Raw genomic sequence first — 25078 nt, forward strand, 5'->3', positions numbered from 1 at the left:
CAGGTCCCGCCCCAGCTCGGGACTCGTTCCTTCGGCCGCCCGCCCAGCAACAAGGAGTCACCGATGACCAGCACGGCATCGAATGTCGTCGATCGCGAGGCGATGCTGAAATCGTACTACGGTCCCTTCACCAGCGAGAAGGAGAAGGAAGTCCTCGGCCTTCCGCTGCGCCTCGTCGGCGCGTGGGCGAAGAACGACGCCGCGGGCGTGGCGAACACCTTCACCGAGGACGGCATTCTCATCCTGCCGGGCGACGTGTTGAAGAAGGGGCGCGAGGAAATCCGCGCTTTCATGCAGGAGGCCTACTCGGGCCCGTTCAAGGGCACCGGCGTCACCGGCAACCCGGTCGACGTCCGCTTCGTCTCCGACGACGTCGCGCTGCTGCGCACGCACGGCGGCATCCTGGCCCCCGGCGAGACCGAGGTCGCGCCCGAGTTCGCGGTGCGGTCGACGTGGGTGTGCGTGAAGCAGGATGGCGAGTGGCGGCTCGCGGGCTACCAGAACAGCCCTCGGGGCGACGGCGCGACCCTGCGCTGGTAACCAGCCGGTAGTCGGAGCGAACCAAGGAGTGCCAGAATGCCCACAGCGACCAACGGATGGGGCAACGCCTCACAGCTCCTCGCCGAGGCGGGGATCCGCGAGGACACGTCCTTCTACCGGGGCTTCACCGCCGAGGACGAGAAGGCGGTGCTGACCGTGCCGATGCGCCTCAGGGAAGCCTGGGAGCGCAACGACGCCGACATGTTCGCGGACACGTTCGCCGAGAACGGGAGCCTGCTGATGCAGGACACCCAGCTCACCAGTCGCGAGGAGATCCGCCAGCACATGGCGGAGGGCTTCCGCGGTGATCTCAAGGGAGCCCGGGTCCGCGGCGGCCCACTGGAGATCAAGTTCCTCAGCGACACCACCGCGATGGTGATCAGCGAGGGCGGCATCCAGCTCGCCGGCGAGTCGACGACCGCACCCGAGCGCGCCGTCCGCGTCACCTGGGTGATCGTCAAGCAGGCCGACGGCGGCCTGAAGCTGTTCTCCCACCAGGGCAGCCCCCTCAAGGGCTGACGACCCGCACGACGACAGGTGGCCCATGGCGGTCGAGGCCGGTTCGCCGACGCCGGATTCCACTGAGCGACCACAACCGCGAGGTGGCAACGGCGTCGGCGCTGTGGCGGGAGAAGAACGCGCTCCTGGTCTTCCACCCGTTCGCGTTCAGCACGATCTGCCAGGACGGGATGTGCTGAGCAGCAGCGGTACGACTTTCCCCGCTGTCGGACTTCTGGCCACACGGCGAGGTCGCCAGGAAGTACGGCGTCCTCGTCGAAGAAGCCGGGATCGCGATGCGGGGCACGTTCCTGCTGGACACCACGGGTGTCGTGCGCTTCGCGGAGATCAACGGCCCCCGCGAGGTGCGCGCGCAGGCCAAGTGGAAGAAGGCGGTGGCGGAACTGACCGCCTGATCCCACGTCCTCCATCCCGACGCGTCGCCGTTCACCGGAAGGTGGTCGGCGACGCGTTCTTGCGCGCCGCGGCACCACTCGAACCCCCGGGGCGGTCGACGAACCACCCCGTCCCGCCGCACCGCCACGTACGTGGAACGCATGACCCGCTCCGGCGGATCAGACGTACAGGGGCCCCGCGGCGACGTCGTCGTGCAGCCTGCGGTGTTCCTCGGACCAACGGGAGCGATTGCGCAGCACGGGGATGAGATCGGACGCATCTCTCGCATTGCCCAATTCCGGGGGCCCGGCCTCCGCAACGTCGAAGATGCGCAGGTCACGCCGCCGCTGTGAGCATGTTGTCGTCCCGCCCCCTGATGAGGAGCGATGTCCTTTGGGCAACTACATCGGCGGTCGCGCGGTCGTGCTGGGCGGAAGCATCGCGGGCATGCTCGCCGCGGGAGTCTTGTCCGACGCGTACGAGAACGTCGTGATCGTCGACCGGGACGAGCCTTCCGACGTACGGGACCCACGGCGCGGTGTGCCGCAGGGACGTCACGCCCACCGCCTCCTCTCCAGCGGCCAGGAAATCCTGGAGGAGCTGTTCCCCGTCCGACGGCCCTTCAACGGCTACCGCATCAAGACCGCGCCGACCGGCCCGCGGCTCGTCGGCATCACCCGCCCGGTGCTCGAGAACCACGTGCGTCAACGGGACCAGGCGATCCCGGGCGTCCCCTTCCGCGAAGGGCACGACGCCGTCGGGCTGGTCGCCGACGGCGGAGTCGTCCGCACGGCACGCGCGCAGAGCCGCCAAACCGGCGCCGAGGTCGAGGAGATCGACACCGACGTCGGCGTCGACACGACCGGCCGCGGCTCGCGCGGGCCGACGCGGCTGGAGCCCATGGGCTACCCGCGGGCGCCGGAGGACCGCGTGAAGGTCGGGCCGGCCCACACCAGCCGGAAGTACCGCCGGCACACCGACCCGGTGCGCGGCGACATGTCCATCAACCCGGCCGCCACCCTGAAGCACCCACGCGGCGCGTTCCCGCACGCCATCGACGGGAACCTCGGCCTGCTGTCGCTGACCGGCACCCTCGGCGACCACCCCCGACCGACCCGGCGGGGAAGCCCGCCTTCGCGAAGTCCCTGCCCGTGCCCGACACCCACGACGCGACCCGGGTCGCCGATCCCCTCGGTGACCCGGTGATGTTCCAGTTCCCGGCGAGCCGGCGCCTCCGCTACGAGCGGATGGAGTGCTTCCCCGAGGGCTTCCTCGTCCTCGGCGACGCGGTGCGCTCGTTCAACCCGGTCTACGGGCACGGCATGGCAGTGGCCGCGCCCCAGGCGCCGGTGCTCGCCGAGCACCGGTCGGCGGGTCGGGCGCCGAACCCGCTGAAGTACTTCGGCGACATCAAGTCCGTGGTCAGCGTGCCGCGGGAGATCGCCGCCGGCGGTGACCTCGCGTTCCCCGGAGTGGCGGGCAAGCGCACGCCGAAAGCCCGGATGAGCAACGCCTCCACGGCCAGCCTCCAAGTGGCCGCGACGCACGACGCCGGGCTCTCGGAGGCCTTCCTGCGCGTCGCGGGTCTGGTCGACCCACCGCAGGTGTTGATGAAACCCGCGATGGTGCTGCGCACACCACGCACCCCCACGCTCGACTCCGCTCCTTTTCAGTGGAGCGGTTGCGCCAGGACGTGACCGCGCAAGCAGGTACGTCGACGTCGGCCGTTCGGACGTGAGCCCGGCCCAACTCTTGAGGATCACCGCGCCTGGACGACCCTCGCATACCCAGAGCCGCCGTACGGCGGATGTCAGGAGGACCGGATGTACGATTACGTGATCATCGGAGCGGGCTCGGCGGGCTGCGTGCTCGCCGCCCGGTTGTCCGAAGACCCCGATGTCACCGTCTGCCTGATCGAGGCCGGTCCCACGGACGACCTGGAGGCCATCCACGTCCCCGTAGCCTTCGGCGACCTGTTCCGGACCTCAGTGGACTGGGACTACGACTCGCACGAGGAACCCCAGCTCAACCGGCGGCGGATCTTCCTGCCCCGCGGCAAGGTCCTGGGCGGCACCAGCTCGATCAACGCGATGCTGTACCTGCGCGGCAACAAGCTCGACTACGACGGCTGGGACCGGCCCGGCTGGAGCTACGACGAACTGCTGCCGTACTTCAAGCGCTCCGAGGACAACGAGCGCGGCGCGTCGTACTACCACGGCGCCGGCGGCCCGATGAGCGTGTCGGACGGGCGCAGCAAGAACACCCAGTCCGAGGCGTTCCTGGAGTCCGCGGCACAAGCCGGGTTCGCGTCGAACGACGACTTCAACGGCGAGTCGCAGGACGGCTTCGGCTACTTCCAGCTCACCCAGCGCAACGGCCGCCGGTGCTCGACCGCGGTCGCCTACCTGCACCCGGCCACGAGCCGGCCGAACCTGACCGTGCAGACGAACTTCCAGGTGCACCGCATCCTCATCGAGAACGGCCGCGCGGTGGGTGTCGCCGGCCGCCGGTTCGACGAGAACCTCACCGTCCACGCCAACCGCGAGGTGATCCTCTCGGCCGGCACGTACAACTCGCCGTTCCTGCTCATGCACTCCGGCATCGGGCCCGCCGACCACCTCGGATTGCTCGGCATCCCGGTCGTGCACGCCAACGACCAGGTCGGCGCCAACCTCCAGGACCACCCGCTGGTCCCGCTGATCTTCGCCCACGACGAGCCGGTCAGCACCCTGATCGCCGAGCAGCCGCAGTACGTCAAGCAGTTCGAGGAGGAGGGCACCGGGCCGATGACCTCCAACGGCCCCGAGGCGGGGGGCTACGTGCGCACGCGCTCCGGACTCGACGCTCCGGACGTGGTGTTCTTCTCCGGCCCCATGATGTTCGCCGACAGCGGTCTCGGCCTGCCCACCGGGCACGCCATCACCTACGGGCCGGTGCTGCTGACGCAACAGGCCCGGGGCGCGGTGACGCTGGACTCCAGCAACCCCACCACGAAACCCAAGATCCAGCACAACTACTACCAGACCGAGGACGACCTCGTCACGGCGGTGGCGGCGACGCGGATCGGCATGGAGATCGCGCGGCAGAAGGCCCTGGCCCGGTTCACCAAGGACTGGTACCACGCCCCGGAGTCGGACTCCGAAGCCGACGTGCGCGCGTACGTCCGCGGCTACACCCACTCCATCTTCCACGGCTCCGGCACCTGCGCCATCGGCAAGGTCGTCGACGCCGAGCTGAAGGTGATCGGCGTCGAGGGCCTCCGTGTGGCGGACGTGTCGGTCATGCCGACGGTCGGCCGCGGCGCCCCCAACGCGTCGGCCGTCGCGATCGGCGAGAAGGCCGCGGACCTCGTGCTGGGCAAGGCGCCGCTGACCGAGGGCCAGGCATTCTCCACGGCGTGAATCGGCATCCGCCGACCGGAGTTGAGGAGGAGTGTTGACCGCTACCCCCGAGGTCCCGACGTCGACCGACATGGCGACCGAACTGGAAGATCTCGACCGCAGGCACCTGTTCCGCTCCATGCAGCGGGGCGACATCACCGACCGGGTGGTGATCGTCCGCGGCCAGGGCTGCACCGTGTGGGACGCCAGGGGCACCGAGATGCTGGACGCCGCGGGCGGCGGCGTGTGGCACTCGCACCTCGGCCACGGGCGCCGTGAGCTCGGTGAGGTCGCCGCCCGGCAGATGGGCGAGATCGAGTACTTCACCAGCCTGCTGGAGTTCACCAACGACAAGGCGATCAGGCTCGCGTCCCGCATCGCGAACCTGGCGCCCGAGGGCCTCAACCGCGTGTTCTTCACCAGCGGCGGCTCGGAGGCGGTGGAGACGGCGATCAAGGCCGCACGGCTCTACCACCACCGGCGAGGCGACACGGACCGCACGTGGATCATCTCGCGCAACTACTCGTTCCACGGGACCGCCTACGGCAGCGGCACGGCCACCGGCTTCCCGCCCGTGCACGTGGGGGTGGGGCCGAACCTGCCCCACGTCGAACGGGTCTCGCCGCCCTACCCCTACCGGGCCGCGGACCTCTACGGCGGCCGGGACACCACCGACTTCCTGATCGACGAGCTGGAGCAGGTGATCCAGCGCCTCGGCCCGGGCAACGTGGCCGCGATGATCGGCGAGCCGGTGATGGCCGCCGGCGGCGTGCTCGAACCGCCCGCGGACTACTGGCCGCGGGTGCGGGAGCTGCTGACGCGGCACGGCATCCTGCTGATCGCCGACGAGGTGGTCACCGGGTACGGCCGCATCGGCTCGTGGTTCGACTCGCCGGGGCGGGGCATGCAGGCCGACATGATCACGTTGGCCAAGGGCATCGCCGGCGGGTACGTGCCGCTGGGTGCGACGGTCATGTCGGACGAGGTGTCGGAGACGCTGCTGAGCACCGGCGGCTTCTTCCACGGCTACACCTTCCAGGGCCACCCGGTGGCCTGCGCGGTGGGTCTGGCGACGATCGACATCATCGAGCGCGAGAACCTGCTGTCGAAGGCGGGCTTGATCGCCGACTGGGCCCGCACCGGCCTGGCGTCCGCGGTCGACCTGCCCGCGGTGGGCGACCTGCGGATCGTGGGCTCCCTGGGGGGTCTGGAGCTCGTCGCCGACCGCACCACCCGCGAGCCGATGGCGTGGGGACCGGTCGAGCAGGTGGCCTTCGAGATCCGCAAGCGGCACGGCGTCATCGCCCGCCCCTACGGCTCCATGCTGGTCCTGGCCCCGCCGTTGGTGATCAGCGAAGCCGAGATGGCCCGCGCCACCGCCGCGGTGGTCGACGTGGTGTCCAACCTCCGCCCGGACGGCGCCATCGCCGGGTGAACTGGGGTGGACGGTGACAACCGCCCGAATCCTGGCTTCCGATAAGGTTCACTTATCGGAAGCCAGGATTTCTCCACGTAATAGCGTTTCGTTGTATCCCATAACGTTCGCTCAAACGTAATAGTGCTACGCTATTGCTGTGACGACGACGGAGACCTCCGCGCTGACCTGCAACTACCCCGGCTGCGCACGACCGGTGTTCCGGGGCACTGGTCCGGGCCGGCCGGCCGAGTACTGCGACCTGCCGGAACACACCCGGTGGCGGGCGTGGCGAGAGCGGCAGCGGCTCGCCCAGACGGCGGAGGACGAGCAGGCGATCGTCACCGTGACGAAAGGCCCGCAGGGGATCACCACGGGCAAGATCAGGGCCGAGGAACTGCTGGAGCGGTTCCGGGTGCTGACCGAGCAGCTGTCGACGACGTTGACCGGGGCCGTGGCGGAGCTGTCCGCCATCGCCGACCCGAGCGTGGCTGAAAGCCAGGTGCAGGCGGTCGAGGCCGAGGCCGCACGGCGGGTCGCCGAGGCGGAGGCCGCCGTCGCGAAGGCGGAACGGCGGCGGCGCGACGCCGAACAGGCCCGACAGGCCGCCGAAGCGACCACCGAGGACGCCGTGCGCGCCGCCGAACGAGCCGAACAGGACGCCGAAGCCGCCTACGCCCAACGTGACGCCGCACGCGCCGAAGCCTCCGCCGCCGTCCAACGGGCCGAGGACGAGATCGCCACCATCCGCGTGGAAGCCGCGGCAGCCGTGGACGAGATCCGACGCGACGCCCAGACCCAGGTCGACCAGGCGAAGACCGACGCGGTCACCCACGCCGAACAGGCGCGGCGGCAAGCGGTGCGGGAAGTCGAGCAGGTCCGCGCGGACGCCCAAGCCCAGATCGACCAAGCCCGACACGACGCGCAGGCCCAGGTCGACCGCGTCCAAGCCGAAGCGCGAACCCAGGTCGAGCAGGCACGAGCGGACGCGCGAAGCCGCGTCGACCAAGCCGTCGCCGACGCCAAGGCGAGCGTCGAACAGGCCCAAGCCGCCGCACGCGCCGAAGCCGCCGCCGCGAACGAGGCACGGATCAAAGCCGAACGCGCCGAACAGTCCGCCGACGACGCCCGCACCGAACTGGACCGCGCACGCGCCGAGCTGACCGACCAGCGCGAAACCCACCGCGCTCAACTCGACCAGGCCGAACGCGCCGTCCGCGAGCGCCTCGCCGCCCTGGAGGAAGCCCGCACCCAGACGCTCGTCCGAGCCGAACGCGCGGAAACCCAGGTCGACCGACTGCAAGCCGAACTGGACGCGCTGCGAGCGGAACGACCCTGAGGCGGGTCAGTGGATGACGGCCCAGGTGCGGGTGGTCGGGTCCACGACCACCGGCCGCCCGGTCGCGGACGTCCGGGTGGCGGCGCAGGAGTAGTGGCCGCACCGGTGCTCGACGTCGAAGGTGGCGCCGTCCGGCAGCGGGATGCGCAGGACGATCTCGTAGATCACGTCATCGGCCCGCTCGACCCGTTCGGCTCGGACGACGTCCGCTCGGACGCGCGTCCCGGCCGCTTCCAGCGCGGCGGTCCGCTCGGCGTCGTGGGCGACGGACGCGGTCATGCCCACGACGACCGGAACCGCCAGCGCGCCGCACACGGCGATGATCACGGACAGCCACCAGGAGCCGCTCACCACGACCCCGTAGCCGACGAGGCCTGCCGTGGCCAGGGCGGACAGCAGGCCGACGACCTTCGCGGACGTCCCCGACCGGCGTCCGGTCCGGGTCACCTCGGGCGCGGTCTCCGGGATGTCGGTCATGTCGCGATCGTAGGGCGGTGTCGCGGTGTCGTCCCGGTCTTCCGGCTCAGCCGAGGGTGACCGGTTTGCCCACCAGGGTCGTCGCCACCACCCGGTCGACACCGGGTAGGCCGGACAGCCTCATCGCCACCCGACGGGCCCGCAGCCGCCACGTCGACGCGGGTAGGAACCAGCGCGCGCCCGACCGTGCCACCTGCTGCTTCGCCGCCACGACCGGCCGCCACGCGCGTTCGTACGCGGCGAGGTCGTCCAGGTGCTCGGACAGCACGTACGCCCCGCCGATCCCGAGCGACGCGCCCTGCCCGGCCAGCAACGACACCGCGCCGCACGCGTCACCCACCAGCACCACGCGCCCGGACGACCACCTCGGCAGCTCCACCTGGGCGACCTGGTCGTAGTAGAGGTCCGCCGGGCACCGGTCCAACGCCCGCGGCACGACCCACCCCAGCGACCCGTACACCCGGACGACCTCCGCGCGCGGGTCGGCGGGCAGGTCCGGTGCCGGCGTCCGGTGGACGGTGAACGCCGCCACCCGTCCGTCGCGCAACCCGTAGAACCCGACCTGGCGGCCCGCGGTGTCGGTGACGCAGAACCGCCCGGCGACCAGCTCGTGCACCGACGGGTCGTCGAACGTGAACGCCGCCGTGTGGAACCCCAGGTACCGCACGTGCCCGTCGCCGAACACGAGCCGTCGCACCGCCGAGTGCACGCCGTCCGCGCCGACCAGCAGGTCACCGGACGCGGTCGACCCGTCGGCGAGCCGCACGTCCACCCCGGTCGGGCCGTCCTCGACACCGATCACGCGGGCGCCGAACCGCAGCGTCACCCCGTCGGGCAGGTCCTCGCGGAACGCGCGCTCGACGTCCGGCCGCATGACGCTCACCAGTCGTCCGTTCACCGCCCGTGCCATCCGGTCGAACCGCAGCCCCGCCACCCGCCGCCCCCGCGCGTCGACGTACGCGGCCTCCTCCACCCGGTAGCCGAGGTCGAGCAGGCGCGGCAGCACGCCCATCCGCTCGGCCGCGTCGTAGCCCGGCCCGAAGAAGTCGATCATGTACCCGGACGTGCGGGGCCCGGCGGCCTGCTCCAGCACGACGACCTCGTGCCCGAGCGTCCCCAACCGGTGCGCGAGCGCCAGTCCGGCGATCCCGGCCCCGCTGATCAGGACCTTCATCGCAGCACCCTGCCCAGCACGGGCACGACGACCTCCGCCGACAGGTCCGGTGACAGGGCGCGGTGCAGCAGCACGCCGTCCACGGCCGCCGCCAGCACCGCGGCGGTGTCCGCCGGTGTCGGGACGTCGCGCGACTCCAGCCACGCGGCGAGCGTGCGGCGGAAGTCCACCAGCACCTCGGCGACGGCCTGTCGCAGTTGGTCGTTGCGGGTCGCGGCGAGGAACGTCTCGGTGAACAGCTCCTGCCCGCCGTGTCCGTCCAATGCCCCCAGCAGCAGCGCCAACGCGTCCGACGGTGTCGAAGCGCGTTCCAGCACCGACGCGAGGCCGTCCACGGCGGATCGCAGCGCGCCGACGGCGGCCTGCACCAGCACCGCCTGCGTGGAGTCGAAGTGGTAGTGCACGACGCCGGATCCGACGCCGGCGCGTTCGGCGAGCATCCGGGTGCTCACCGCACCCCAGCCCTTCTCGGCGATGAGTTCCGTGGCCGCGTGCAGCAGCCGTTCCCGAACCGTCATTGGACGATCGTACTGGACGATCGTCCAAACCTAGAGTCGGACGTCGCCGCTCACGCCCGCGAACGCCAGCAGCCGGGCGCCTTCGGCCTCCACGTCGGCCTTCTGCGCGCGGGTCAGCGGCCGGAACACCTCGATGTCGAGCCCGTCGGCGGCCTGCTTCCAGGTGCCGTGCACGAAGCCGTCCACCAGCAGGGTCGGCTTGCCGCCGATGACGATCCCGCGCCGGTAGTCCTCGTCGGAGATGACGCGGGTGCGGTCGTCGTGGCCCAGCAGCACGTTGTCGAACTCGGGGAGGAACCGCGCCGGCGCGGGCGTGTCGGGGTCGGGCAGGGGCGCGTCCGGCACGTCGTAGAGCGTCCGGCCGCGTTCGTCGGTGAAGACCCGCAGGTCCATCGCCTCGACCACGGGCTTGAGGCGGCTCATGCCGGCCCAGGTCTGCACGTCCTTCACCGAGGCCGGGCCGAACGCGACGAGGTAGCGGCGCACGAACTCCTCGATCGGCGCGGCGGGCCCGGCGGGTCCGAGCCACCGGGCCGCGGTCGTCCACTTCGCCGCCCCGGACCTGCCCCAGACCGCGCGTGGCGTGGCCTGCACGGTCGGCACCAGGAAGCTGCCCGCGTAGCCCAGGGCGTTGGCGTCGTGGTCGGTCCACCGCGCGCCGAGCAGGTCGCCGATCTCGCGCCGGGTGCGCGGCTCGTCGAGCAGCGCGGTGACGGCTTCGGCGAACTCCTCGAGGTCGAGCCCGTCGAGCACGAACCCGAACGGCGAGGACGCGAACCGACGGTGCAGGAACGGCCGCAGCAGCGGTTCGAACCGGCCGTGGTCGGCGGCGGTGACCAGGTGGATCGTGGCACGGTGCAGCGACGCCCGGACGACCCGTCGGTCGAGCAGCAGCGACGCCAGCTCATCGGCCTGGAACGACCGGATCCGCGACCACAGGCCGTAGTAGGGCGAGAACGGCTCCTGCGCCTGCATGCCGACCAGGTGCTCCACCACGTCGCACGCGGTCCGGTCCACCCGGTCCAGCAGCAGCTGCCGGTGCAGGGTCGCCCGGTTCAACGCCCGGGTCGTCAGCTTCTCGATCACGACACGACACTAGGCGCTATCGAGGACGATTACGGTCCTCGATAGCCGCGGTCGTAGAGGCGCATCTCCGCGTCGTCCGGCGACTGGAAGGCGCGGACCCACGTGTCGAGGTCGGACCGCGTGATCGGTGGGTCCTCCGCACCCCGGGCCCGGATGCGTCGCCGCAGCTCATCGGGCGGCAGCTCGAGGTGCACCAGTTCCGCCGACGCCCCCGGCTTCCGTGCTTGCACCCGCAGGGCGTCGCGTTCGTCGCGGCCCCACGTCCCCCACTCGATGATGGCGGTCGCGCCGACCCGCAGGAGGTCCTGGGCCGTCGTCCACTGGAGCGCTTCCACGCGCTCGCGCATCGCGGCGTCCCGGAGGTCGACGCCCAGCGCGGCCATCCACTCGTCGGGTGTGAGCCGGACGCCGTGCCGCGGCCGGCCGCCGCGCGTGGGTGGTCTTTCCGCTGCCGGGAAGCCCGCAGACGATGACGAGGCAGCCGGATCGACGGGCGGCCTGGCCGGTCATGTGGACCGGTTGACCTCACGGCGCAGCGCGATGGCGTCCGACCGGATCCGCTCGGGTGCCTCGCGGTCGATCAGGGCGCGGCGCATCAGGGCGGCGATGGCGGGCTGGTGTTCGGGGGTGAAGCCGCGGCGGGTGATCTCCTGGGTGCCGATGCGCAGGCCGCGCAGCCCTTCGTCGATGCGCTGCCACGGCAGGCTGATGCCGCTGAGGTAGACGCCGGCCGCGCCGAGCAGCACGGCCGCCGCGTCACCGCCGCCGAGGGTGAGGGCGTCGATCGCGAGGTGGTGGGAGCGGGTGTGGACGCCGTCGTGGCGGGCGACGTCGAAGCCGTTGTCGGCCAGCGCCGCGCCGAGCGCTTGGGCGTTGGCGATGCACGCGCGCGCGTAGTCCGGGCCGTGTTCGGCCAGTTCGGCGGCGGTGACGGCGAGCGCGCCGAGGCGTCCGGCGTCGTAGTTGGCGAGCATGCCGGGGTAGGCGACGTTCGAGACGCGTTCGGCGAGCTCGGGGTCGCGGGTGACGACGCAGCCGCCGGACGGTCCGCCGAACGACTTGTAGGTGGAGAACGTCATCAGGTGCGCGCCCTCGTGCAGGGGCCGCTGGAACTGCTTGCCCGCGACGAGCCCGGCCATGTGGGAGGCGTCGTAGACGAGGATCGCGCCGACCTCGTCGGCCGCCGCCCGGACCGCGGCGACGTCGTGCGGGAACAGCATCAGGCTCGCGCCGATCACCACGATCCGCGGCCGGTGGACCCGGAGGAACCCGGGCAGCGTCGCGTAGTCGAGGTCGAGCTCGTCGGGCAGGTAGGGCAGGTCGACGACGGTGAGGCCGCGGATCGCCGGCACGCCCTGCGCGTGGTGGCTGGCGTGACCGCCGGCGAACTCGGGCAGCACCGCGATCTTGTCGCCGGCGCGGGCGAACGCGGTGTAGACGGCGAGGTTGGCCAGGGTGGCGCTCTGCAGCCGGACCTCGGCGAACCGGCCTTCCATGAGGGACGCGACGAGCATCGGCGCGAGGACTTCGAGGGTGTCCAGGTGGTCGAGGCCGACCTGGTACTTCTCGCCGGGCCAGCCCATGCTGGGCCGGCTGGAGACGGTGGCCCGCACGGCCGCCGCGGCGGTGGGGCTGAGCACGTTGGTGCCCGCGTAGAGCACGATCCCGTCGTCGTCGACCTGCGTGGCGTGCGCTTCGAGGGCCTTGCGGACGGCGTCCGCGACGCCGGCGGCGGTCAGGTCGGTGGAGACGGCGGCCTCGACCTCGGCGAGCCTGCGTTGCGCCTGCGGTGAGGCCCAGGGTGCGATCCTGCTGTTCGTCACGATCGATCACGCTAGGGCGTGGGCGTCGGGTGGGGCGACCGTCCGGGGACTGGAGTTGTTCCTACAGTTGTCGGAATGCAGGAGCTGCTGGACGAGCTGTCCCGGGTGCTGGGACGCGGGGTGTCGGTGGACGACGTGGCGGGCCGGGTGGTCGCGCACAGCGCCCAGACCGACGACGTGGACCAGGCGCGGGTGCGGGCGATCCTGGCCCGGCGGGTGCCCGCGGACGTCGCGGCGTGGCAGGAGCAGCACGGCGTGGCGACCGCGACGGGGCCGGTGCGGGTGCCGGGGAACGCGGCGTTGGGGTTCGGGCAGCGGGTGGGTTTCCCGTTGCGGCACAACGGGGTGCTGGTCGGCTACCTGTGGGTGCTCGGCGACGTGCCGGAGCTGGACCTGGGTGAGCGGTTGGCGGCGTTGGCGGCGCAGGTCCCGGCCGGTGAGCGGACGCCGGTGCGGGTGGTGGTGGCGTTGGAGCCGCGGGTGGTGCGCACGGTGCCGGCCGCCGAGGCGCTGCCGGACCTGCCGGGGCACGTCGGGGTGAGCGACCCGCACCCGCCCGATCGGACCGCCGCGGCCTACCAGCAGGCGTTGGCGGCGGCGGAGCTGGCGCGGCTGGACCCGGCGCTGCCGGACCGGGTGCGGTGGTCCGAACTCGGCGCGTACCGGCTGCTGCTGGGCGCGTCGCCGGACGAGGTGGTGGCGGGGTTGTCGGACGTGCTGCTGCGGACGCTGGAGGTGTACCTGGACTGCGGTTGCGAGGTGCGTGCCGCGGCGGAACGCCTGCACCTGCACCGCACCAGCCTGTACTACCGGCTGGGTCGGATCGCCGAGCTGACCGGCCGTGACCTGGCCGACGGCGGCGCCCGGCTGGAGCTGCACCTGGCGCTCAAGCTCGTCCGGTTGGCGCGGCGTCCGTAAGGTCGGTGTCGTGCTCCTGTGGATCAACGGGCCGTTCGGCGGCGGCAAGACCCAGACCGCGCACGAGATCCGGCGGCGGCTGCCGGGCAGCTTCCTCAGCGATCCCGAGCACGTCGGGTTCGCGCTGCACCGGATGACGCCGCGGCCGTTGCGCGGTGACTTCCAGGACCTGGCGTCGTGGCGGCGGGGCGTGGTCGAGGTGCTGGACCGGGCGGCGAGCGGGCACGACGGGGTGATCGTGGTGCCGATGACGGTCGTGGAGCCCGCGTACTTCCGCGAGGTCGTGGGTGGGTTGCGCGACCGGGGCCACGACGTGCGGCACTTCGCGTTGTTGGCCGAGCGGGAGACGGTGGTGCGGCGGCTGTCGGAACGCGTCTTCGGGCGCGCGGCGCGGGTCGTGCTCGGCCGGGAGGCGTCGCTGCGGCGGGAGAGCTTCGCGCTGCGGGTGTTGGACCGCTGCCTGGAACGGCTGCGCGAGCCGGAGTTCGCCGAGCACGTGTGGACCGATCACCTCACGGTGGAGCAGGTGGCGGACCGCGTCGCCGCGTCGGCCGGGCTCACGTTGGCGCCGAACACCGACGGCAGGCTGCGCGGCCGGGTGCGGCGCACGTGGACTTCGGTGAAGCACATCCGGTTCGACTAGGTGTGTGCGGAGCGTCGCGGTCGGTGGCTGCGGTGTGCCCGCAGTCGGGGAGGGCATCACTCGTTCGTGTCATTTTATGTCGTCGCTGATACACGTCCGGTGACCGCGACGAGTTCATCTACATCCGCAATGACGCGAGAGGGAGCACCGAGATGAACGAGCCGCAGCGAGGATCACCCGAGTACCCGGAGCGCTGGGAGGACCTCGTCCGCCGGCCCCGCCTGCGGGCGAATGCCCGGCCGCCGGACGAGTTCCGCGAGCTGTTCGAGGGCCCACCGCGGCACACCCGGGAGGTCCGCCGCGTCGACCGGACGCAGGAGTCGTGGACCCGGATCGGCACGGACCCGGTGGAGTCCTACCGCCCGGACTGGGTCGAGGCGGCGGGCAAACCGCGACAGGCCAAGCTGCCGCCGCCACCGCGGGTGCGCCACCGCGGCGGGGCCGAGCTGGAGCCGCTGGTCATCTGGCACCCGGACGACCGCAGGACCTACAACGACCACGCCTTCCCGTGGGGCTGCGTCTGCCTCATCACGACCGCCTTCGGCTCCCGGGGTTCCGGGGTCGTCATCGGTCCCCGCCACGTCCTCACCGCCAGCCACGTGGTCGAGTGGTCCACCGACCAGGCCGAGACCATCGAGGTCCACCGCCACGGGAACGGCTTCCGCGCCCGCACCCACGCGACGTTCGCGATGGCGTTCACGCAGATCGGTGACGTGGGCGCGACCACGCTCGACGAGGACTACGCGGTGCTGGTGACCGAGCAGCGCCTCGGCGACGCGTTCGGCTTCCTGGGCACGAGGGAGTACGACAGCGGCTGGGACGACGATCACCTGTGGGACACGATGGGCTACGCGACCGACATCCCGCAGGGCGCCGGTCAGGGCCTGATCCCCACGTTCCAGCAGCGGGTGGCGCTGGACGAGGACGAGTTCGACCTCGGCTCGGGGCGGGCCATGACCACCACCGCCGATGCCATGAAGCGGCAGTCGGGCTCGCCGATGTTCGGCACGTGGGGAGACCAGACGCAGGTCGTCGCCGTCATCTCCGCGACGGGTGAGGTGTTCCTGTCCGGCACCGAGAACTGGTGCTCGGGTGGCTCCGACCTCAACCGGCTCGTCCGCAAGGCGCGCACCGACTTCCCGTGACCGCCTGACCGCCACCGCGTGCGGTGTCGGCGGACGTCGCGCTGAAGACCGTCGACCGGCACCGCGCGGCGGGCACGACACGATAGGGTGATCAACTTCTCTGACCGATGTCAAGGAGTGACGTGCCCGACCTCGGCTTGTTGCTGTACTTACCGCACCGCGAGCTCGAGAACCGGGTGTTCGCCGCCCTGGCGGAGGCGGGGTTCGACGACGTGACGCCCGCGCAGGCGCGGGTGTTCCACCGGATCGCCCGGGACGGTTCGCGGCTGACGGAGCTCGCGGAGGCCGCCCGGATCACCAAGCAGACCGCCGGTTTCCTGGTCGACCAGCTCGAACGCGCTGGCTACGTGGAGCGCGGCCCGGATCCGACCGACGCGCGGGCCCGGTTGATCCGGGTGGCCGAACGCGGGCGCGCGGCGATCCCGGTCTGCCTGGCCGCGATCGCCGAGGTGCAGCGGGAGTGGACCGCGCACCTGGGCCGGCCGCGGATGGTGGCGCTGCTCGACGCGCTGGCCAGGTTGCGCGAGATCACCGACCCGGACCTGTAGCGCGCGGGCAGCCCGGCGGGTGTGCCTGCTCGCCGTGGCCCAGCTCGACGCGGATGTCGTCGTTGTCGGCCAGTACGACCACGGTGCCGCGGTCACGGGTCCAGCCGTCGGAGACCAGGAAGTACTTGGCACCGACCTTGGCGAACTGGCGCAGGCGGCTCGCGTACAGCGACAACAGGATCCCGCCGCCGACCGCGAGCGGGAACGCGTAGAAGCTGGTGATCGGGAACAGCAGCCCGAGCGCCACGGTCAGGGCGGGCAGGATCAGCCAGGCCGGCGACAGCACCACCGACAGCACCACCGACAGCGCCCGCCGCGCGGACGCGGGGTTCCAGCCACCGGCAGACCAGGGCGATCCCCACGACGACCGCCAGCAGCAGGAACACCGGGCCGACGCTGCACAGCACGTGGTCCGTGGTGGTCATGCCCAGCACGGAGCTGTCGATGCCCAGTTCACGGGCCTGCACGTCGCTGCGCCGCCAGCCGAAGTACACCAGCAGGCCGGTGAGGACGGTGACGTTGGCCAGCGCCTCGCCGACGCGGTGCACCGCGTCGGGCTGGTCGGAGCCCTTGCCGGGCGCGTCCCGGTCGGCCGGCGTGGTCATGACGTCGTGGTCGTGGGGGTGGTCGTCGTGCGGGTGGTGGTCCCGCCGCCGGAGCCGGTGCCGGCGGGTCGGGTGGTCGTCGTCCGGTCGGTCGTGGTGTCGCCGCCGGGTCGGTCGAACACCCCGCTCTGGCACGAGGTGACGCCGATGCACCCGATCGCGTGAAGGGGCGTTACGAGGACAGGAACCGGTCGAGGACGCGGGCGCCGAAGCGGAGCCCTTCCACCGGCACGCGCTCGTCCACGCCGTGCGGCATGGCGCGGTAGTCGTAGCCGGGCGGCAGCGACAGCGGGGCGAAGCCGTAGCAGTCGATGCCCAGCCGGCTGAACGCCTTGGCGTCCGTGCCGCCGCCCATGCAGTAGGGCACGACCACGGCCTCGGGGTCCTCCGCGCGCAGCGCCGCGGCCATCGCGTCGAACCACGGCGAGTCGATCGGCGCCTGCACGGGCGGTTCGTCGGCGATGAACTCGCGCCGCACGTCCGGGCCGAGTGCGACGTCGATCGAGGCCAGCAGCTCGTCGACGGCGCCGGGCAGGGTGCGCACGTCGAGTTCGGCGGTGGCGCTGCCGGGGATGACGTTCACCTTGTACCCGGCTCGCAGCACGGTGGGCGTGACGCTGTTGCGGACGGTGTTCTCGACCAGCTTCGCGGCGGCGCCGAACCGGGCGATGGTGGCGTCGACGTCGGACAGGTCCACCGGCACGTCGAGCGCGGCGCCGACCCGTTCGACGAACGCCCGCACGGTGGGCGTGAGCCGCACGGGGTGCCGGATGGCGGCGACGCGGGTGAGCGCGGCGAGGAGCGTGGCCACGGCGTTGTCGTCGTTGCGGCGTGAGCCGTGCCCGGCGCGCCCGGTGGCGGTGAGCCGCAGGTGGGAGGTGCCGCGCTCGGCCGTGCCGATGGGGTAGACGCGCCGGCCTCCGACGGGGTGGGCGTAGCCGCCGGACTCGCCGATCGCGGTGGCGCAGCCGGCGAAGAAGTCGGCGTGGTGGTCGACCAGCCAGTGCGCGCCGAACTCGCCGCGGTCCTCCTCGTCCGCGACGAACGCGAGCACGATGTCGCGGCGCGGCCGCCGCCCTTCGCGGGACCAGGCGCCCAGCACGGCCAGCACCATGGCGATCATGTCCTTCATGTCGACCGCGCCGCGGCCCCACAGGTAGCCGTCGCGCTGGATCCCGGCGAACGGCGGCACGCTCCACTCGGCCGGGTCGGCGGGCACCACGTCCAGGTGCGCCTGCACGAGCAGCGCGGGCAGGTCGGGTTCGGCGCCGGGCACGCGGGCCAGCACGTTGGCGCGGCGTGGCGCGGGTTCGAGCACGGTGGCCCGCACGCCGACGGCGTCCAGGTGGGCGGCGACGAACTCGGCGGCGTCCCGTTCGCCGGCGGACTCGCCGCCGCCGTGGTTGGTGGTGTCGAAGCGCAGCAGCGCGGCGCACAGGTCGACGACGTCCTCAGCCATAAATCCCCTCCGACGCCCCCGCCGCGATCGCGGTGACGACCTTGAACGCCTGCATCGCCAGGGTCATGGACGCGGCGTCGAACCCGACCCGGAGTGCTCCGACCTGCTCCACCGTAGGGATCACCGCCGCGGCGGCGGCCAGGTGGGTGGCGTCGAACTCCACTTCGACCCGGTGCGGCGCGACCGCGCCCGGTCCCCGTCCGGCGCGACCCATGGCCGCGCGGGCGGCCTCGGTGATCAGCTCGGAGGTCACCTGCGGGGGTGAGCAGACGGCGGCGTAGCGGCTGACGCACTCCTTGACGGCGACGAGTCCGGCGCCGGGCGCGTAGTCGCGGGCGTCGTCGCACGCCTTGTCGTCACCGGTCACGAGCAGCACGGGGACGCCGTGCTCGGCGGCCAGCGCGGCGTTGAGCCTGCCCTCGCTCGCGGGCACGCCGTCCAGCCACACGCCGGTGATGGAGTTCTCCAGGTAGGTGTGCGCGAGGACGCCCTCCTGGCCGGCGCCCGCGTGGTAGCCGAGGAACACCACGCCGTCCACGCCGGAGTCGACGCCCTGCATCATCGACAGCGGCTTGTGCCGCCCGGTGAGCAGCCGTGCCCGGGTGTCGAGGTCCTCCAGCAGGAGGTTGCGCTGGGAGGAGTGGGCCTCGTTGACGAGCACGTCGGTCGCGCCGCCCGCGTGGACGCCCGCGACGCAGGCGTTGACGTCGCCGGTGAACAGCCGGCGGAACCGCTGCCACTGCTCGGTCTGCGGGACGACGTCGGCGGTCCAGGTGACCCCCGTCGCCCCTTCCATGTCGGCCGAGATCAAGATCCGCATGCGTTCACCGTACCGAGCCGATGTCGGTTCTTGACGTATGCCACGACAGAGTGGTTACTTCTTGACTTCCACTCACGGGCAGGAGGTGGTCACTGTGGGTATCCGACGGTTCGGCGCGGTCACGGCGGCGATGACGATGGTGGCGGTGCTCGCGCCGACACCGGCACAGGCGCAACAGGCGGTGACGTTGAGGGTGGCGATCACCCAGCAGGTGGATTCGCTCAACCCGTTCCTGTCGGTCTTCCAGGCGGGCACCGAGGTCGGCAGGCTGATGTACGACTACCTGACCGCCTACGACGTGAAGGACCAGCGCCCGGTGGAGGGCCTGGCCGACCGCTGGGAGTCCTCGGAGGACCGGCTGACGTGGACGTTCCACGTGCCCGAGGGCAAGAAGTGGTCCGACGGGCAGCCGATCACCGCCCGGGACGCGGCGTTCACCTACGACCTGATGATGCGCGACGAGACCGCCGCCACGGCCAACGGCAGCTTCACCGCCGACTTCGAGTCCGTCACCGCGACCGACGACCGCACGCTGGTGATCAAGACCAGGCAGCCGCAGGCGACGATGCTGGCGCTGGACGTGCCGATCGTGCCCGAGCACGTGTGGTCGAAGGTCACCGACGTCGGCGAGTACCGCAACGACCAGACCCCCGTGGTGGGCAGCGGGCCGTTCATCCTGACCGAGTACCGGGCCAACGAGTTCATCAAGTTCAAGGCGAACAAGGACTACTGGCGCGGCGCGCCCAAGTACGACGAGCTGACCTTCACCTACTACAAGACCTCCGACGCCGCGGTGCAGGCGTTGGGCAAGGGCGAGGTCGACCTGGTCAACCGGATGGGGCCGGCGCAGTTCGACTCGCTCAAGGACAAGGACGGGATCACGCGCAACCAGGCGCAGGGCCGCCGCTTCAACGAGATCGTGATCAACTCGGGTGCGGCGACGCGCACCGGTGAGCCGATCGGCGACGGCCACCCGGCGCTGAAGGACGTCGTGGTGCGCCGGGCGATCGCCAAGTCGCTGGACCTGGACGGGATCATCGCCAAGGTCAACGGCGGCTACGCGCAGCGCGGCACGGGCCCGATCCCGCCGGTGTTCGGCGACTACCACTTCACCCCGGAACAGGCGCGCCCCTACGACCCGGCCGCGGCCAACGCAGACCTGGACCGGGCGGGCTACGCGCGTGGCGCGGACGGCATCCGCGTCTCACCGGAGGGCAGGCGGCTGGAGCTGCGGCTGCTCGGGCACGCGAGCCGCGCCTACGACGAGCAGACCGGCGAGTTCGTCAAGCGGTCGCTGGCCGACCTGGGCATCGTGGTCGACGTGCAGATCGTGTCGGACAACCAGCTCAACGAGTCCAGCACGGCGGGGACGTTCGACCTGGTGTTCTCCGGGTGGGGCACCAACCCGGACCCGGACTTCATCCTGTCGCTGCACACGTGCGGCCAGCGGCCCAACGCCGACGGCAAGGGCGGCACCACCGACACGTTCTTCTGCGACCCGGAGTACGACGCCCTCTACGCGCGGCAGCGCGCCGAGTTCGACCCGGCCAAGCGGCGCGAGCTGGTGCTGACGATGCAGCAGCGGTTCTACGACCAGGTGCCGGCCGTGGTCCTGGGCTACGACAACGCGCTGGAGGCCTACCGCAGCGACAAGTTCGCCTCGTTCCCCGTGCAGCCCGACCCGGGCGGCGTGATCATGGCCCAGAACGGGGTGTGGGGCTACTACGGGGCGACACCGGTCGCGTCGGCGGGCGGGGACACGGGCTCGAACACCGGCCTGGTGCTCGGCGTGGTCGGCGGCGCGCTGATCGTGCTCGTCGGCGGCGCGTGGCTGATCGGCCGGCGGCGCGGGTTGCGCGCGGAGGACCGCGAGTGATCCGGCACCTGGCGGGCAAGGTCGGCGGCGCGCTGGTCAGCCTGCTGTTCGTGGTGGCGCTGGGGTTCCTGCTGTTCCGGGTGATCCCCGGCGACCCGGTGGTCGCGATGACGCGCGGCCGGCCGGTGACCGGCGACCAGCTGGCCGAGCTGCGCGCGCGGCTGGGCGTGGACAAGCCGTTGGACGAGCAGTTCGTCGACTACCTGACCGCGGCGCTGCGCGGCGACTTCGGCACGTCCTACGTCTACAGCAGGCCGGTGCTGGAGCTGATCGGCGAACGGCTGTGGCCGACCGTGCTGCTCACGGGCACGTCGACCGTGCTGGCCGTGGCGATCGGGCTGTGGCTGGGGATCCGGGGCGCGTGGCGGCGCGGGTCGCGGTCGGACCGGATCTCCACCGGGCTGGCGCTGGCGCAGTGGGCGATGCCGACGTTCTGGCTGGGCATGCTGCTGTCGCTGGCGACCGGCGACCTGTTCCCCAGCGGCGGCATGCGCTACCCGGACACGCCGCCGGACTTCCTGTCGCAGGCGGTGGACGTGGCGCACCACATGGTGCTGCCGTGCCTGACCATGATCGCCGTGGTCTACGCGCAGTACCTGCTGGTGATGCGGTCGTCGTTGCTGGAGGAGATGCACGCCGACTACCTGACCACGGCGCGGGCGAAGGGGCTGCGCGACGACCTGGTGCGGCGGCGGCACGCGGTGCCCAACGCGCTGCTGCCGACCGTGACGCTGGTGTTCCTGCACCTGGGGCTGGTGGTGTCGGGCGCGATCACGGTGGAGACGGTGTTCTCCTGGCCCGGCCTGGGCCTGTTGACCTACGAGGCGCTGACCGGGCCGGACCTGCCGCTGCTGCAGGGCACGTTCGTGGTGCTGGCGGGAGCGGTGATCACCATGAACGTGTTCGCGGACCTGCTGTACCGGGTCCTGGACCCGCGGGTGCGTGCGTCGTGACGGCGATCGCGTGGCAACGGCGGCGGGTCGCGGCGGGGGCGACGTGGCGGGAGTTCGCCTCCCAGCGCGGCGGCCTGGTCGGGCTGATCGGGTTGGCCGTGATCGCGGTGCTGGCGGTGCTGGCGCCGGTGGTGACCGACGCGTCGGGGTTGGACGTGACGCGGGTGACCGCGCGGCCGTGGCAGCCGCCGTCGGCCGAGCACTGGCTGGGCACGGACCACAACGGGCGTTCGGTGCTGCTGCTGACGTGGTGGGGCACGCGGATCTCGCTGGTCGTCGGGCTCGCGGCCACGGTGTTGTCGGTGCTGATCGGCACGGTGGTCGGGATCGCGGCGGCGCACTTCGGCGGGTGGGTGTCGGCGGTGTTGATGCGGTTCACCGACTTCTTCCTGGTGCTGCCGTCGCTGGTGCTGGCGATCGCGCTGTCGACCGTGCTGCCGCGCGGGCTCGGCACGATCGTGCTGGCGATCGGGGTGACGTCGTGGCCGGCGACGGCGCGGCTGGTGCGGGCGCAGACGCTGGCGGTGGAGGCGCGTCCGTTCATCGAGCGGTCGCGCGCGCTGGGCGGCGGGCACGGTCACGTGATCGGCCGGCACGTGCTGCCCGCCGTGCTGCCGCTGGTGTTCGTGAACACGACGTTGACGGTGGCCAGCGCGATCGTGGCGGAGTCGACCCTGTCGTTCCTGGGGTTGGGCGACCCGACGCGGGTGTCGTGGGGGTCGCTGCTGCACGCGGCGAACATGCACGGCGCCGTGTCGCAGCGGGCGTGGTGGTTCCTGGTGCCGCCGGGGCTGGGAGTGGTGTGCGTGGTGCTGGCGTTCACGCTGTGCGGGCGGGCCCTGGAGACGGTGCTCAACCCGCGGCTGAAGGGGGAGCGGTGAGCAGCCTGCTGGAGTTGCGCGACCTGAGCGTGCACTACCGGACCGCGCGTGGCGAGGCGACCGCGGTGCGGTCGGTGTCGCTGGCGTTGGAGGCGGGGCGGACGCTGGGGTTGGCGGGGGAGTCGGGGTGCGGGAAGTCGACCGTGGCGATGTCGGTGCTGCGGTTGCTGCCGCGCAACGCCCGCGTCGAGGGCCAGGTGCTGCTCGACGGCGAGGACGTGCAGGGCATGTCGTGGGGCCGGCTGCGGGCGGTGCGGTGGGCGGCGGCGTCGGTGGTGTTCCAGGGCGCGATGCACGCGTTGAACCCGGTGCACCGGGTCGGCGAGCAGATCGCCGAGCCGATGCGGCTGCACGGCGTGACCGGGTCGGTGTCGGCGCTGCTGGACCAGGTGGAGTTGCCGGCGCGGGCGGCGCGGGCCTACCCGCACGAGCTGTCGGGCGGGCAGAAGCAGCGGGTGATGATCGCGATGGCGTTGGCGTGCGAGCCGCGCCTGGTCATCGCGGACGAGCCGACCACGGCGCTGGACGTGGTGGTGCAGGCGCAGGTGCTCGACGTGCTCAAGCGGCTGGTGGCCGAGCGCGGGATCGGGCTGGTGATGATCAGCCACGACCTGTCCGTGCTGGCCTCCACGTGCGACCGGCTGGCCGTGATGCGGCACGGGCAGGTGGTGGAGGAAGGGCCGGCGCGGCAGGTGATCGCGGCGCCCACCCACCCGCACACGCAGGCGTTGGCCGCGGCGTTCCCGACCGTGGGCGATCCGGCGTCGCGGCACGTGACGCCGTCCGAGGTCGCGCCGGACGGGCCGGTGCTGCTGCGGGCGGAGGGCGTGCGGGTGTCGTTCGGCGCGACGGAGGCCGTCGCCGGGGTGGACCTGGAGGTGCGGGCCGGGGAGATCGTCGCGCTGGTCGGCCAGTCCGGCTCGGGCAAGACCACGTTGGCCCGCACGTTGCTGGGACTGCGGAAGCCGACCGCGGGCCGGGTGCTGTTCGAGGGCGTCGAACTCCCCCGGTCGGCGGCGGGTCTGCGCGCGTACCGGCGGCAGGTGCAGCTGGTGCTGCAGGACCCGACGAGCGCGCTGAACCCGCGGCACTCGGTGTACGAGGCGGTCGCGGAGGGCCTGCGCATCCACCGGGTGCCCGGCGACGAGTCCGCGCGGGTGGCCGAGGCGTTGTCGCAGGCCGAACTGCGTCCGCCGGAGCTGTTCTTCCCGTCGTTGCCGCACGAGCTGTCCGGCGGCCAGCGCCAACGCGTGGTGATCGCGGGCGCGTTGGCGCTGGGTCCCCGGCTGCTGGTCGCCGACGAGCCGGTGGCGTCGCTGGACGCCTCCGTACGCGGGGAGATCCTGGCGCTGCTGCTGCGGCTGCGCCGCGAGCTGGGCCTGGCCGCGCTGGTGATCACCCACGACCTCGGTCTGGCGTGGACGATCGCCGACCGGGTCGCCGTGATGTACCAGGGGGAGCTGGTGGAGCAGGGCACGGTGGAGGAGGTGCTGCTGTCACCGCGGCACGACTACACGCGCACCCTGCTCGCGGCCGTGCCTCACGACCAGCGCAACACCCGGCCGAACTGGACCAGCTCGCCGTAGTGCTCCGGGCGGCGCGCCCCGAGCGCCAGGTCGAGCACCGGCTTCGCCGCCTCGGCCGGACTGGCCGCGCCGCTCATGTCGGAGAACCACGGGCGGGAGGCGTCGGTGTCGACCAGGCCCGGGCAGACGGCGGCGATCAGCGTGCCGGTGGCGGCGTCGGCGTCGCGGCGTCCGGCCGCGACCGCGCGCACGGCGGCGACCTGGCCGACCTTGGACGGGATGTTGATCCAGTCCGGCCAGCCCTGGTCGGTCGCGGTGCCGTCGAGCACGGCGTCGCGCCAGGCGAGCATCGTGGCGTCGACGTCGTCCAGCGATCGCGCGGCGAAGTGCTCGTGCAGGTGGTGGGGCAGTTGGCGCACGGTGCCGAAGGAGCTGGCCACGACCAGCAGCGCGCCGCCGGGGCGCAGCAGCGGGGTGAACGCGCGCAGCACGTGGGTGGTGCCGAGGTTGTTGGTGGCGACGAAGGGGCCGACCTGGTCGCTCCACGGCGCGCCGGGGGTGAGCCGCGCGGCGGCGTTGGAGAGCACCACGTCCACCCCGCCGTGCCGTTCGCGCAGGTCGTCGGCGAAGGAGGCGACGGAGTCCGCGTCGCTGACGTCCAGGACGTGGGTGCGGATGGCGTCGTGGTCGATGCGGGCGGCGGCGTCGGCGACCCGGCCGGCGTCGCGGCCGGTGAGGTAGACGACGTCGGACGGGGCGGCGCGGTGCGCGAGGCCTTCGGCGAGGGCGAAACCCAGGCCCTGGTTGGCGCCGGTGACGACGGAGATACGGGTCATGTCGGCCATGATCGCGCAGCTGCAGGAACCGATCGGTTCCTCCACCATCGCTCTGACCTGCGGTTTCCTGACGGCCGTGTTCACGAACGGGTGATCCTGCTCGCGGCTTCCAAAGAATACGGCGTTATCATTGAACTGGAACGTCGGTTGAAACAACGAGGCCGGCAACCAACCCATGGCCCGCCACCCCACCGGAGGCCACCCCACCGGAGGCCACCCCGGG

25 protein-coding genes and 2 pseudogenes are annotated in these 25078 nt (G+C 72.2%); 17 read left to right on the top strand and 10 right to left on the bottom strand.

The genetic code is table 11. The annotated features are described in order from the left end of the window. Positions 1-63: 63 nt before the first annotated feature. From AB0H12_RS22940 to AB0H12_RS22975, 8 genes and pseudogenes are all read left to right on the top strand, one after another. Complete coding sequence (locus AB0H12_RS22940; RefSeq protein ID WP_499625055.1) at positions 64-540, top strand: SgcJ/EcaC family oxidoreductase; 477 nt, start codon at positions 64-66, stop codon at positions 538-540. A 36-nt stretch (positions 541-576) separates the two neighbouring features. Next, positions 577-1059 carry an SgcJ/EcaC family oxidoreductase gene (locus AB0H12_RS22945; RefSeq protein ID WP_499625056.1) on the top strand — a complete coding sequence of 161 codons (483 nt, stop codon included), beginning with the start codon at positions 577-579 and terminating at the stop codon, positions 1057-1059. Positions 1060-1084: 25 nt separating this feature from the next. Continuing rightward, positions 1085-1454, top strand: a pseudogene (locus AB0H12_RS22950) (redoxin domain-containing protein). 373 nt (positions 1455-1827) lie between these two features. Continuing rightward, entirely contained in the window at positions 1828-2640 is an 813-nt protein-coding gene (locus tag AB0H12_RS22955) for an FAD-dependent monooxygenase family protein (RefSeq protein ID WP_499625058.1), read from the top strand. Further along, on the top strand, positions 2640-3131 hold the full coding sequence (locus AB0H12_RS22960; RefSeq protein WP_499625060.1) for a hypothetical protein: 492 nt from the start codon (positions 2640-2642) through the stop codon (positions 3129-3131). The genes AB0H12_RS22955 and AB0H12_RS22960 overlap by 1 nt, the downstream gene beginning before the upstream one ends. Positions 3132-3257: 126 nt before the next feature. After that, positions 3258-4835 carry a GMC family oxidoreductase gene (locus tag AB0H12_RS22965; protein WP_499625062.1) on the top strand — a complete coding sequence of 526 codons (1578 nt, stop codon included), beginning with the start codon at positions 3258-3260 and terminating at the stop codon, positions 4833-4835. A 34-nt stretch (positions 4836-4869) separates the two neighbouring features. Continuing rightward, complete coding sequence (locus AB0H12_RS22970) at positions 4870-6249, top strand: aminotransferase family protein (RefSeq protein WP_499625064.1); 1380 nt, start codon at positions 4870-4872, stop codon at positions 6247-6249. 139 nt (positions 6250-6388) lie between these two features. Continuing rightward, a complete protein-coding gene (locus AB0H12_RS22975; RefSeq protein ID WP_499625065.1) occupies positions 6389-7567 on the top strand; it encodes a hypothetical protein in 1179 nt (392 codons plus the stop codon). A 6-nt stretch (positions 7568-7573) separates the two neighbouring features. Here the strand turns inward: AB0H12_RS22975 and AB0H12_RS22980 are convergent, their stop codons facing one another. The 6 genes and pseudogenes from AB0H12_RS22980 to AB0H12_RS23005 form a co-directional block, all read right to left on the bottom strand. After that, positions 7574-8044 (bottom strand): hypothetical protein, encoded by a 471-nt coding sequence (locus tag AB0H12_RS22980; protein ID WP_499625067.1) that lies wholly within the window; start codon positions 8042-8044, stop codon positions 7574-7576. Positions 8045-8090: 46 nt separating this feature from the next. Next, positions 8091-9218: an FAD-dependent monooxygenase gene (locus AB0H12_RS22985; protein WP_499625069.1), complete on the bottom strand. Its 1128-nt coding sequence runs from the start codon at positions 9216-9218 to the stop codon at positions 8091-8093. Further along, positions 9215-9736, bottom strand: a complete 522-nt coding sequence (locus tag AB0H12_RS22990) for a TetR/AcrR family transcriptional regulator (protein WP_499625070.1) — start codon at positions 9734-9736, stop codon at positions 9215-9217. Before AB0H12_RS22990 ends, AB0H12_RS22985 begins: the two co-directional genes overlap by 4 nt. A 30-nt stretch (positions 9737-9766) precedes the next feature. Next, positions 9767-10822: a winged helix DNA-binding domain-containing protein gene (locus AB0H12_RS22995; protein ID WP_499625071.1), complete on the bottom strand. Its 1056-nt coding sequence runs from the start codon at positions 10820-10822 to the stop codon at positions 9767-9769. A gap of 29 nt (positions 10823-10851) precedes the next feature. Continuing rightward, positions 10852-11226: pseudogene (locus tag AB0H12_RS23000) on the bottom strand (P-loop nucleotide/nucleoside kinase family protein); the annotation flags it as partial. A gap of 102 nt (positions 11227-11328) precedes the next feature. After that, on the bottom strand, positions 11329-12645 hold the full coding sequence (locus AB0H12_RS23005) for a DegT/DnrJ/EryC1/StrS family aminotransferase (RefSeq protein ID WP_499625073.1): 1317 nt from the start codon (positions 12643-12645) through the stop codon (positions 11329-11331). Between the two features lie 75 nt (positions 12646-12720). On the opposite strand from AB0H12_RS23005, the gene AB0H12_RS23010 reads away from it, so the two are divergent. From AB0H12_RS23010 to AB0H12_RS23025, 4 genes are all read left to right on the top strand, one after another. Continuing rightward, entirely contained in the window at positions 12721-13563 is an 843-nt protein-coding gene (locus AB0H12_RS23010; RefSeq protein ID WP_499625075.1) for a helix-turn-helix domain-containing protein, read from the top strand. A 10-nt stretch (positions 13564-13573) separates the two neighbouring features. Continuing rightward, entirely contained in the window at positions 13574-14206 is a 633-nt protein-coding gene (locus AB0H12_RS23015) for an AAA family ATPase (RefSeq protein ID WP_499625076.1), read from the top strand. Positions 14207-14358: 152 nt separating this feature from the next. Further along, the gene (locus AB0H12_RS23020; RefSeq protein ID WP_499625078.1) at positions 14359-15351 is read left to right on the top strand and encodes a trypsin-like serine peptidase; all 993 of its coding nucleotides are present in this window, start codon (positions 14359-14361) and stop codon (positions 15349-15351) included. Positions 15352-15473: 122 nt separating this feature from the next. After that, on the top strand, positions 15474-15899 hold the full coding sequence (locus AB0H12_RS23025) for a MarR family winged helix-turn-helix transcriptional regulator (protein ID WP_499625079.1): 426 nt from the start codon (positions 15474-15476) through the stop codon (positions 15897-15899). Here AB0H12_RS23025 and AB0H12_RS23030 read toward each other — a convergent pair. After that, entirely contained in the window at positions 15880-16188 is a 309-nt protein-coding gene (locus AB0H12_RS23030; RefSeq protein WP_499625081.1) for a hypothetical protein, read from the bottom strand. The genes AB0H12_RS23025 and AB0H12_RS23030 overlap by 20 nt on opposite strands. 328 nt (positions 16189-16516) lie before the next feature. Here AB0H12_RS23030 and AB0H12_RS23035 point away from each other — a divergent pair, with 328 nt between their 5' ends. After that, positions 16517-16669: a hypothetical protein gene (locus AB0H12_RS23035; protein ID WP_499625083.1), complete on the top strand. Its 153-nt coding sequence runs from the start codon at positions 16517-16519 to the stop codon at positions 16667-16669. 7 nt (positions 16670-16676) lie between these two features. On the opposite strand, the gene AB0H12_RS23040 is transcribed toward AB0H12_RS23035, so the two are convergent. After that, a complete protein-coding gene (locus tag AB0H12_RS23040; protein WP_499625085.1) occupies positions 16677-17963 on the bottom strand; it encodes a M20/M25/M40 family metallo-hydrolase in 1287 nt (428 codons plus the stop codon). After that, a complete protein-coding gene (locus AB0H12_RS23045; protein ID WP_499625087.1) occupies positions 17956-18783 on the bottom strand; it encodes a M55 family metallopeptidase in 828 nt (275 codons plus the stop codon). The genes AB0H12_RS23040 and AB0H12_RS23045 overlap by 8 nt, the downstream gene beginning before the upstream one ends. Before the next feature lie 136 nt (positions 18784-18919). Between AB0H12_RS23045 and AB0H12_RS23050 the strand changes: the two genes are divergently transcribed. Genes AB0H12_RS23050 through nikE form a run of 4 tightly spaced genes read left to right on the top strand, consistent with a single transcriptional unit; the run spans position 18920 to position 24079 of the window. Continuing rightward, the gene (locus AB0H12_RS23050) at positions 18920-20659 is read left to right on the top strand and encodes an ABC transporter substrate-binding protein (protein WP_499625356.1); all 1740 of its coding nucleotides are present in this window, start codon (positions 18920-18922) and stop codon (positions 20657-20659) included. Further along, on the top strand, positions 20656-21612 hold the full coding sequence (locus tag AB0H12_RS23055) for an ABC transporter permease (protein WP_499625088.1): 957 nt from the start codon (positions 20656-20658) through the stop codon (positions 21610-21612). Before AB0H12_RS23050 ends, AB0H12_RS23055 begins: the two co-directional genes overlap by 4 nt. Continuing rightward, positions 21609-22493: an ABC transporter permease gene (locus AB0H12_RS23060; RefSeq protein WP_499625090.1), complete on the top strand. Its 885-nt coding sequence runs from the start codon at positions 21609-21611 to the stop codon at positions 22491-22493. The genes AB0H12_RS23055 and AB0H12_RS23060 overlap by 4 nt, the downstream gene beginning before the upstream one ends. Further along, positions 22490-24079, top strand: coding sequence for a nickel ABC transporter ATP-binding protein NikE (gene nikE, locus AB0H12_RS23065; RefSeq protein WP_499625092.1), 1590 nt, complete (start codon positions 22490-22492; stop codon positions 24077-24079). Before AB0H12_RS23060 ends, nikE begins: the two co-directional genes overlap by 4 nt. Here the strand turns inward: nikE and AB0H12_RS23070 are convergent. After that, positions 24034-24855, bottom strand: a complete 822-nt coding sequence (locus AB0H12_RS23070; RefSeq protein ID WP_499625094.1) for an SDR family NAD(P)-dependent oxidoreductase — start codon at positions 24853-24855, stop codon at positions 24034-24036. The two genes, nikE and AB0H12_RS23070, sit on opposite strands and share 46 nt — an antisense overlap. Between the last annotated feature and the right edge of the window lie 223 nt (positions 24856-25078).

The organism is Actinosynnema sp. NPDC023794, assembly GCF_040639675.1.
GTDB classification, from domain to species: Bacteria; Actinomycetota; Actinomycetes; order Mycobacteriales; family Pseudonocardiaceae; genus Actinosynnema; species Actinosynnema luteola.

What these genes read in the sequence shown, in the direction of transcription:
- AB0H12_RS22940 (WP_499625055.1), top strand. Translation starts at nt 64, where the DNA reads ATGACCAGCACGGCATCGAATGTCGTCGATCGCGAGGCGATGCTGAAA.
- AB0H12_RS22945 (WP_499625056.1), top strand. Translation starts at nt 577, where the DNA reads ATGCCCACAGCGACCAACGGATGGGGCAACGCCTCACAGCTCCTCGCC.
- AB0H12_RS22960 (WP_499625060.1), top strand. Translation starts at nt 2,640, where the DNA reads ATGTTCCAGTTCCCGGCGAGCCGGCGCCTCCGCTACGAGCGGATGGAG.
- AB0H12_RS22965 (WP_499625062.1), top strand. Translation starts at nt 3,258, where the DNA reads ATGTACGATTACGTGATCATCGGAGCGGGCTCGGCGGGCTGCGTGCTC.
- AB0H12_RS22980 (WP_499625067.1), bottom strand. Translation starts at nt 8,044, where the DNA reads ATGACCGACATCCCGGAGACCGCGCCCGAGGTGACCCGGACCGGACGC.
- AB0H12_RS22985 (WP_499625069.1), bottom strand. Translation starts at nt 9,218, where the DNA reads ATGAAGGTCCTGATCAGCGGGGCCGGGATCGCCGGACTGGCGCTCGCG.
- AB0H12_RS22990 (WP_499625070.1), bottom strand. Translation starts at nt 9,736, where the DNA reads ATGACGGTTCGGGAACGGCTGCTGCACGCGGCCACGGAACTCATCGCC.
- AB0H12_RS23010 (WP_499625075.1), top strand. Translation starts at nt 12,721, where the DNA reads ATGCAGGAGCTGCTGGACGAGCTGTCCCGGGTGCTGGGACGCGGGGTG.
- AB0H12_RS23020 (WP_499625078.1), top strand. Translation starts at nt 14,359, where the DNA reads ATGAACGAGCCGCAGCGAGGATCACCCGAGTACCCGGAGCGCTGGGAG.
- AB0H12_RS23040 (WP_499625085.1), bottom strand. Translation starts at nt 17,963, where the DNA reads ATGGCTGAGGACGTCGTCGACCTGTGCGCCGCGCTGCTGCGCTTCGAC.
- AB0H12_RS23045 (WP_499625087.1), bottom strand. Translation starts at nt 18,783, where the DNA reads ATGCGGATCTTGATCTCGGCCGACATGGAAGGGGCGACGGGGGTCACC.
- AB0H12_RS23050 (WP_499625356.1), top strand. Translation starts at nt 18,920, where the DNA reads ATGGTGGCGGTGCTCGCGCCGACACCGGCACAGGCGCAACAGGCGGTG.
- AB0H12_RS23070 (WP_499625094.1), bottom strand. Translation starts at nt 24,855, where the DNA reads ATGACCCGTATCTCCGTCGTCACCGGCGCCAACCAGGGCCTGGGTTTC.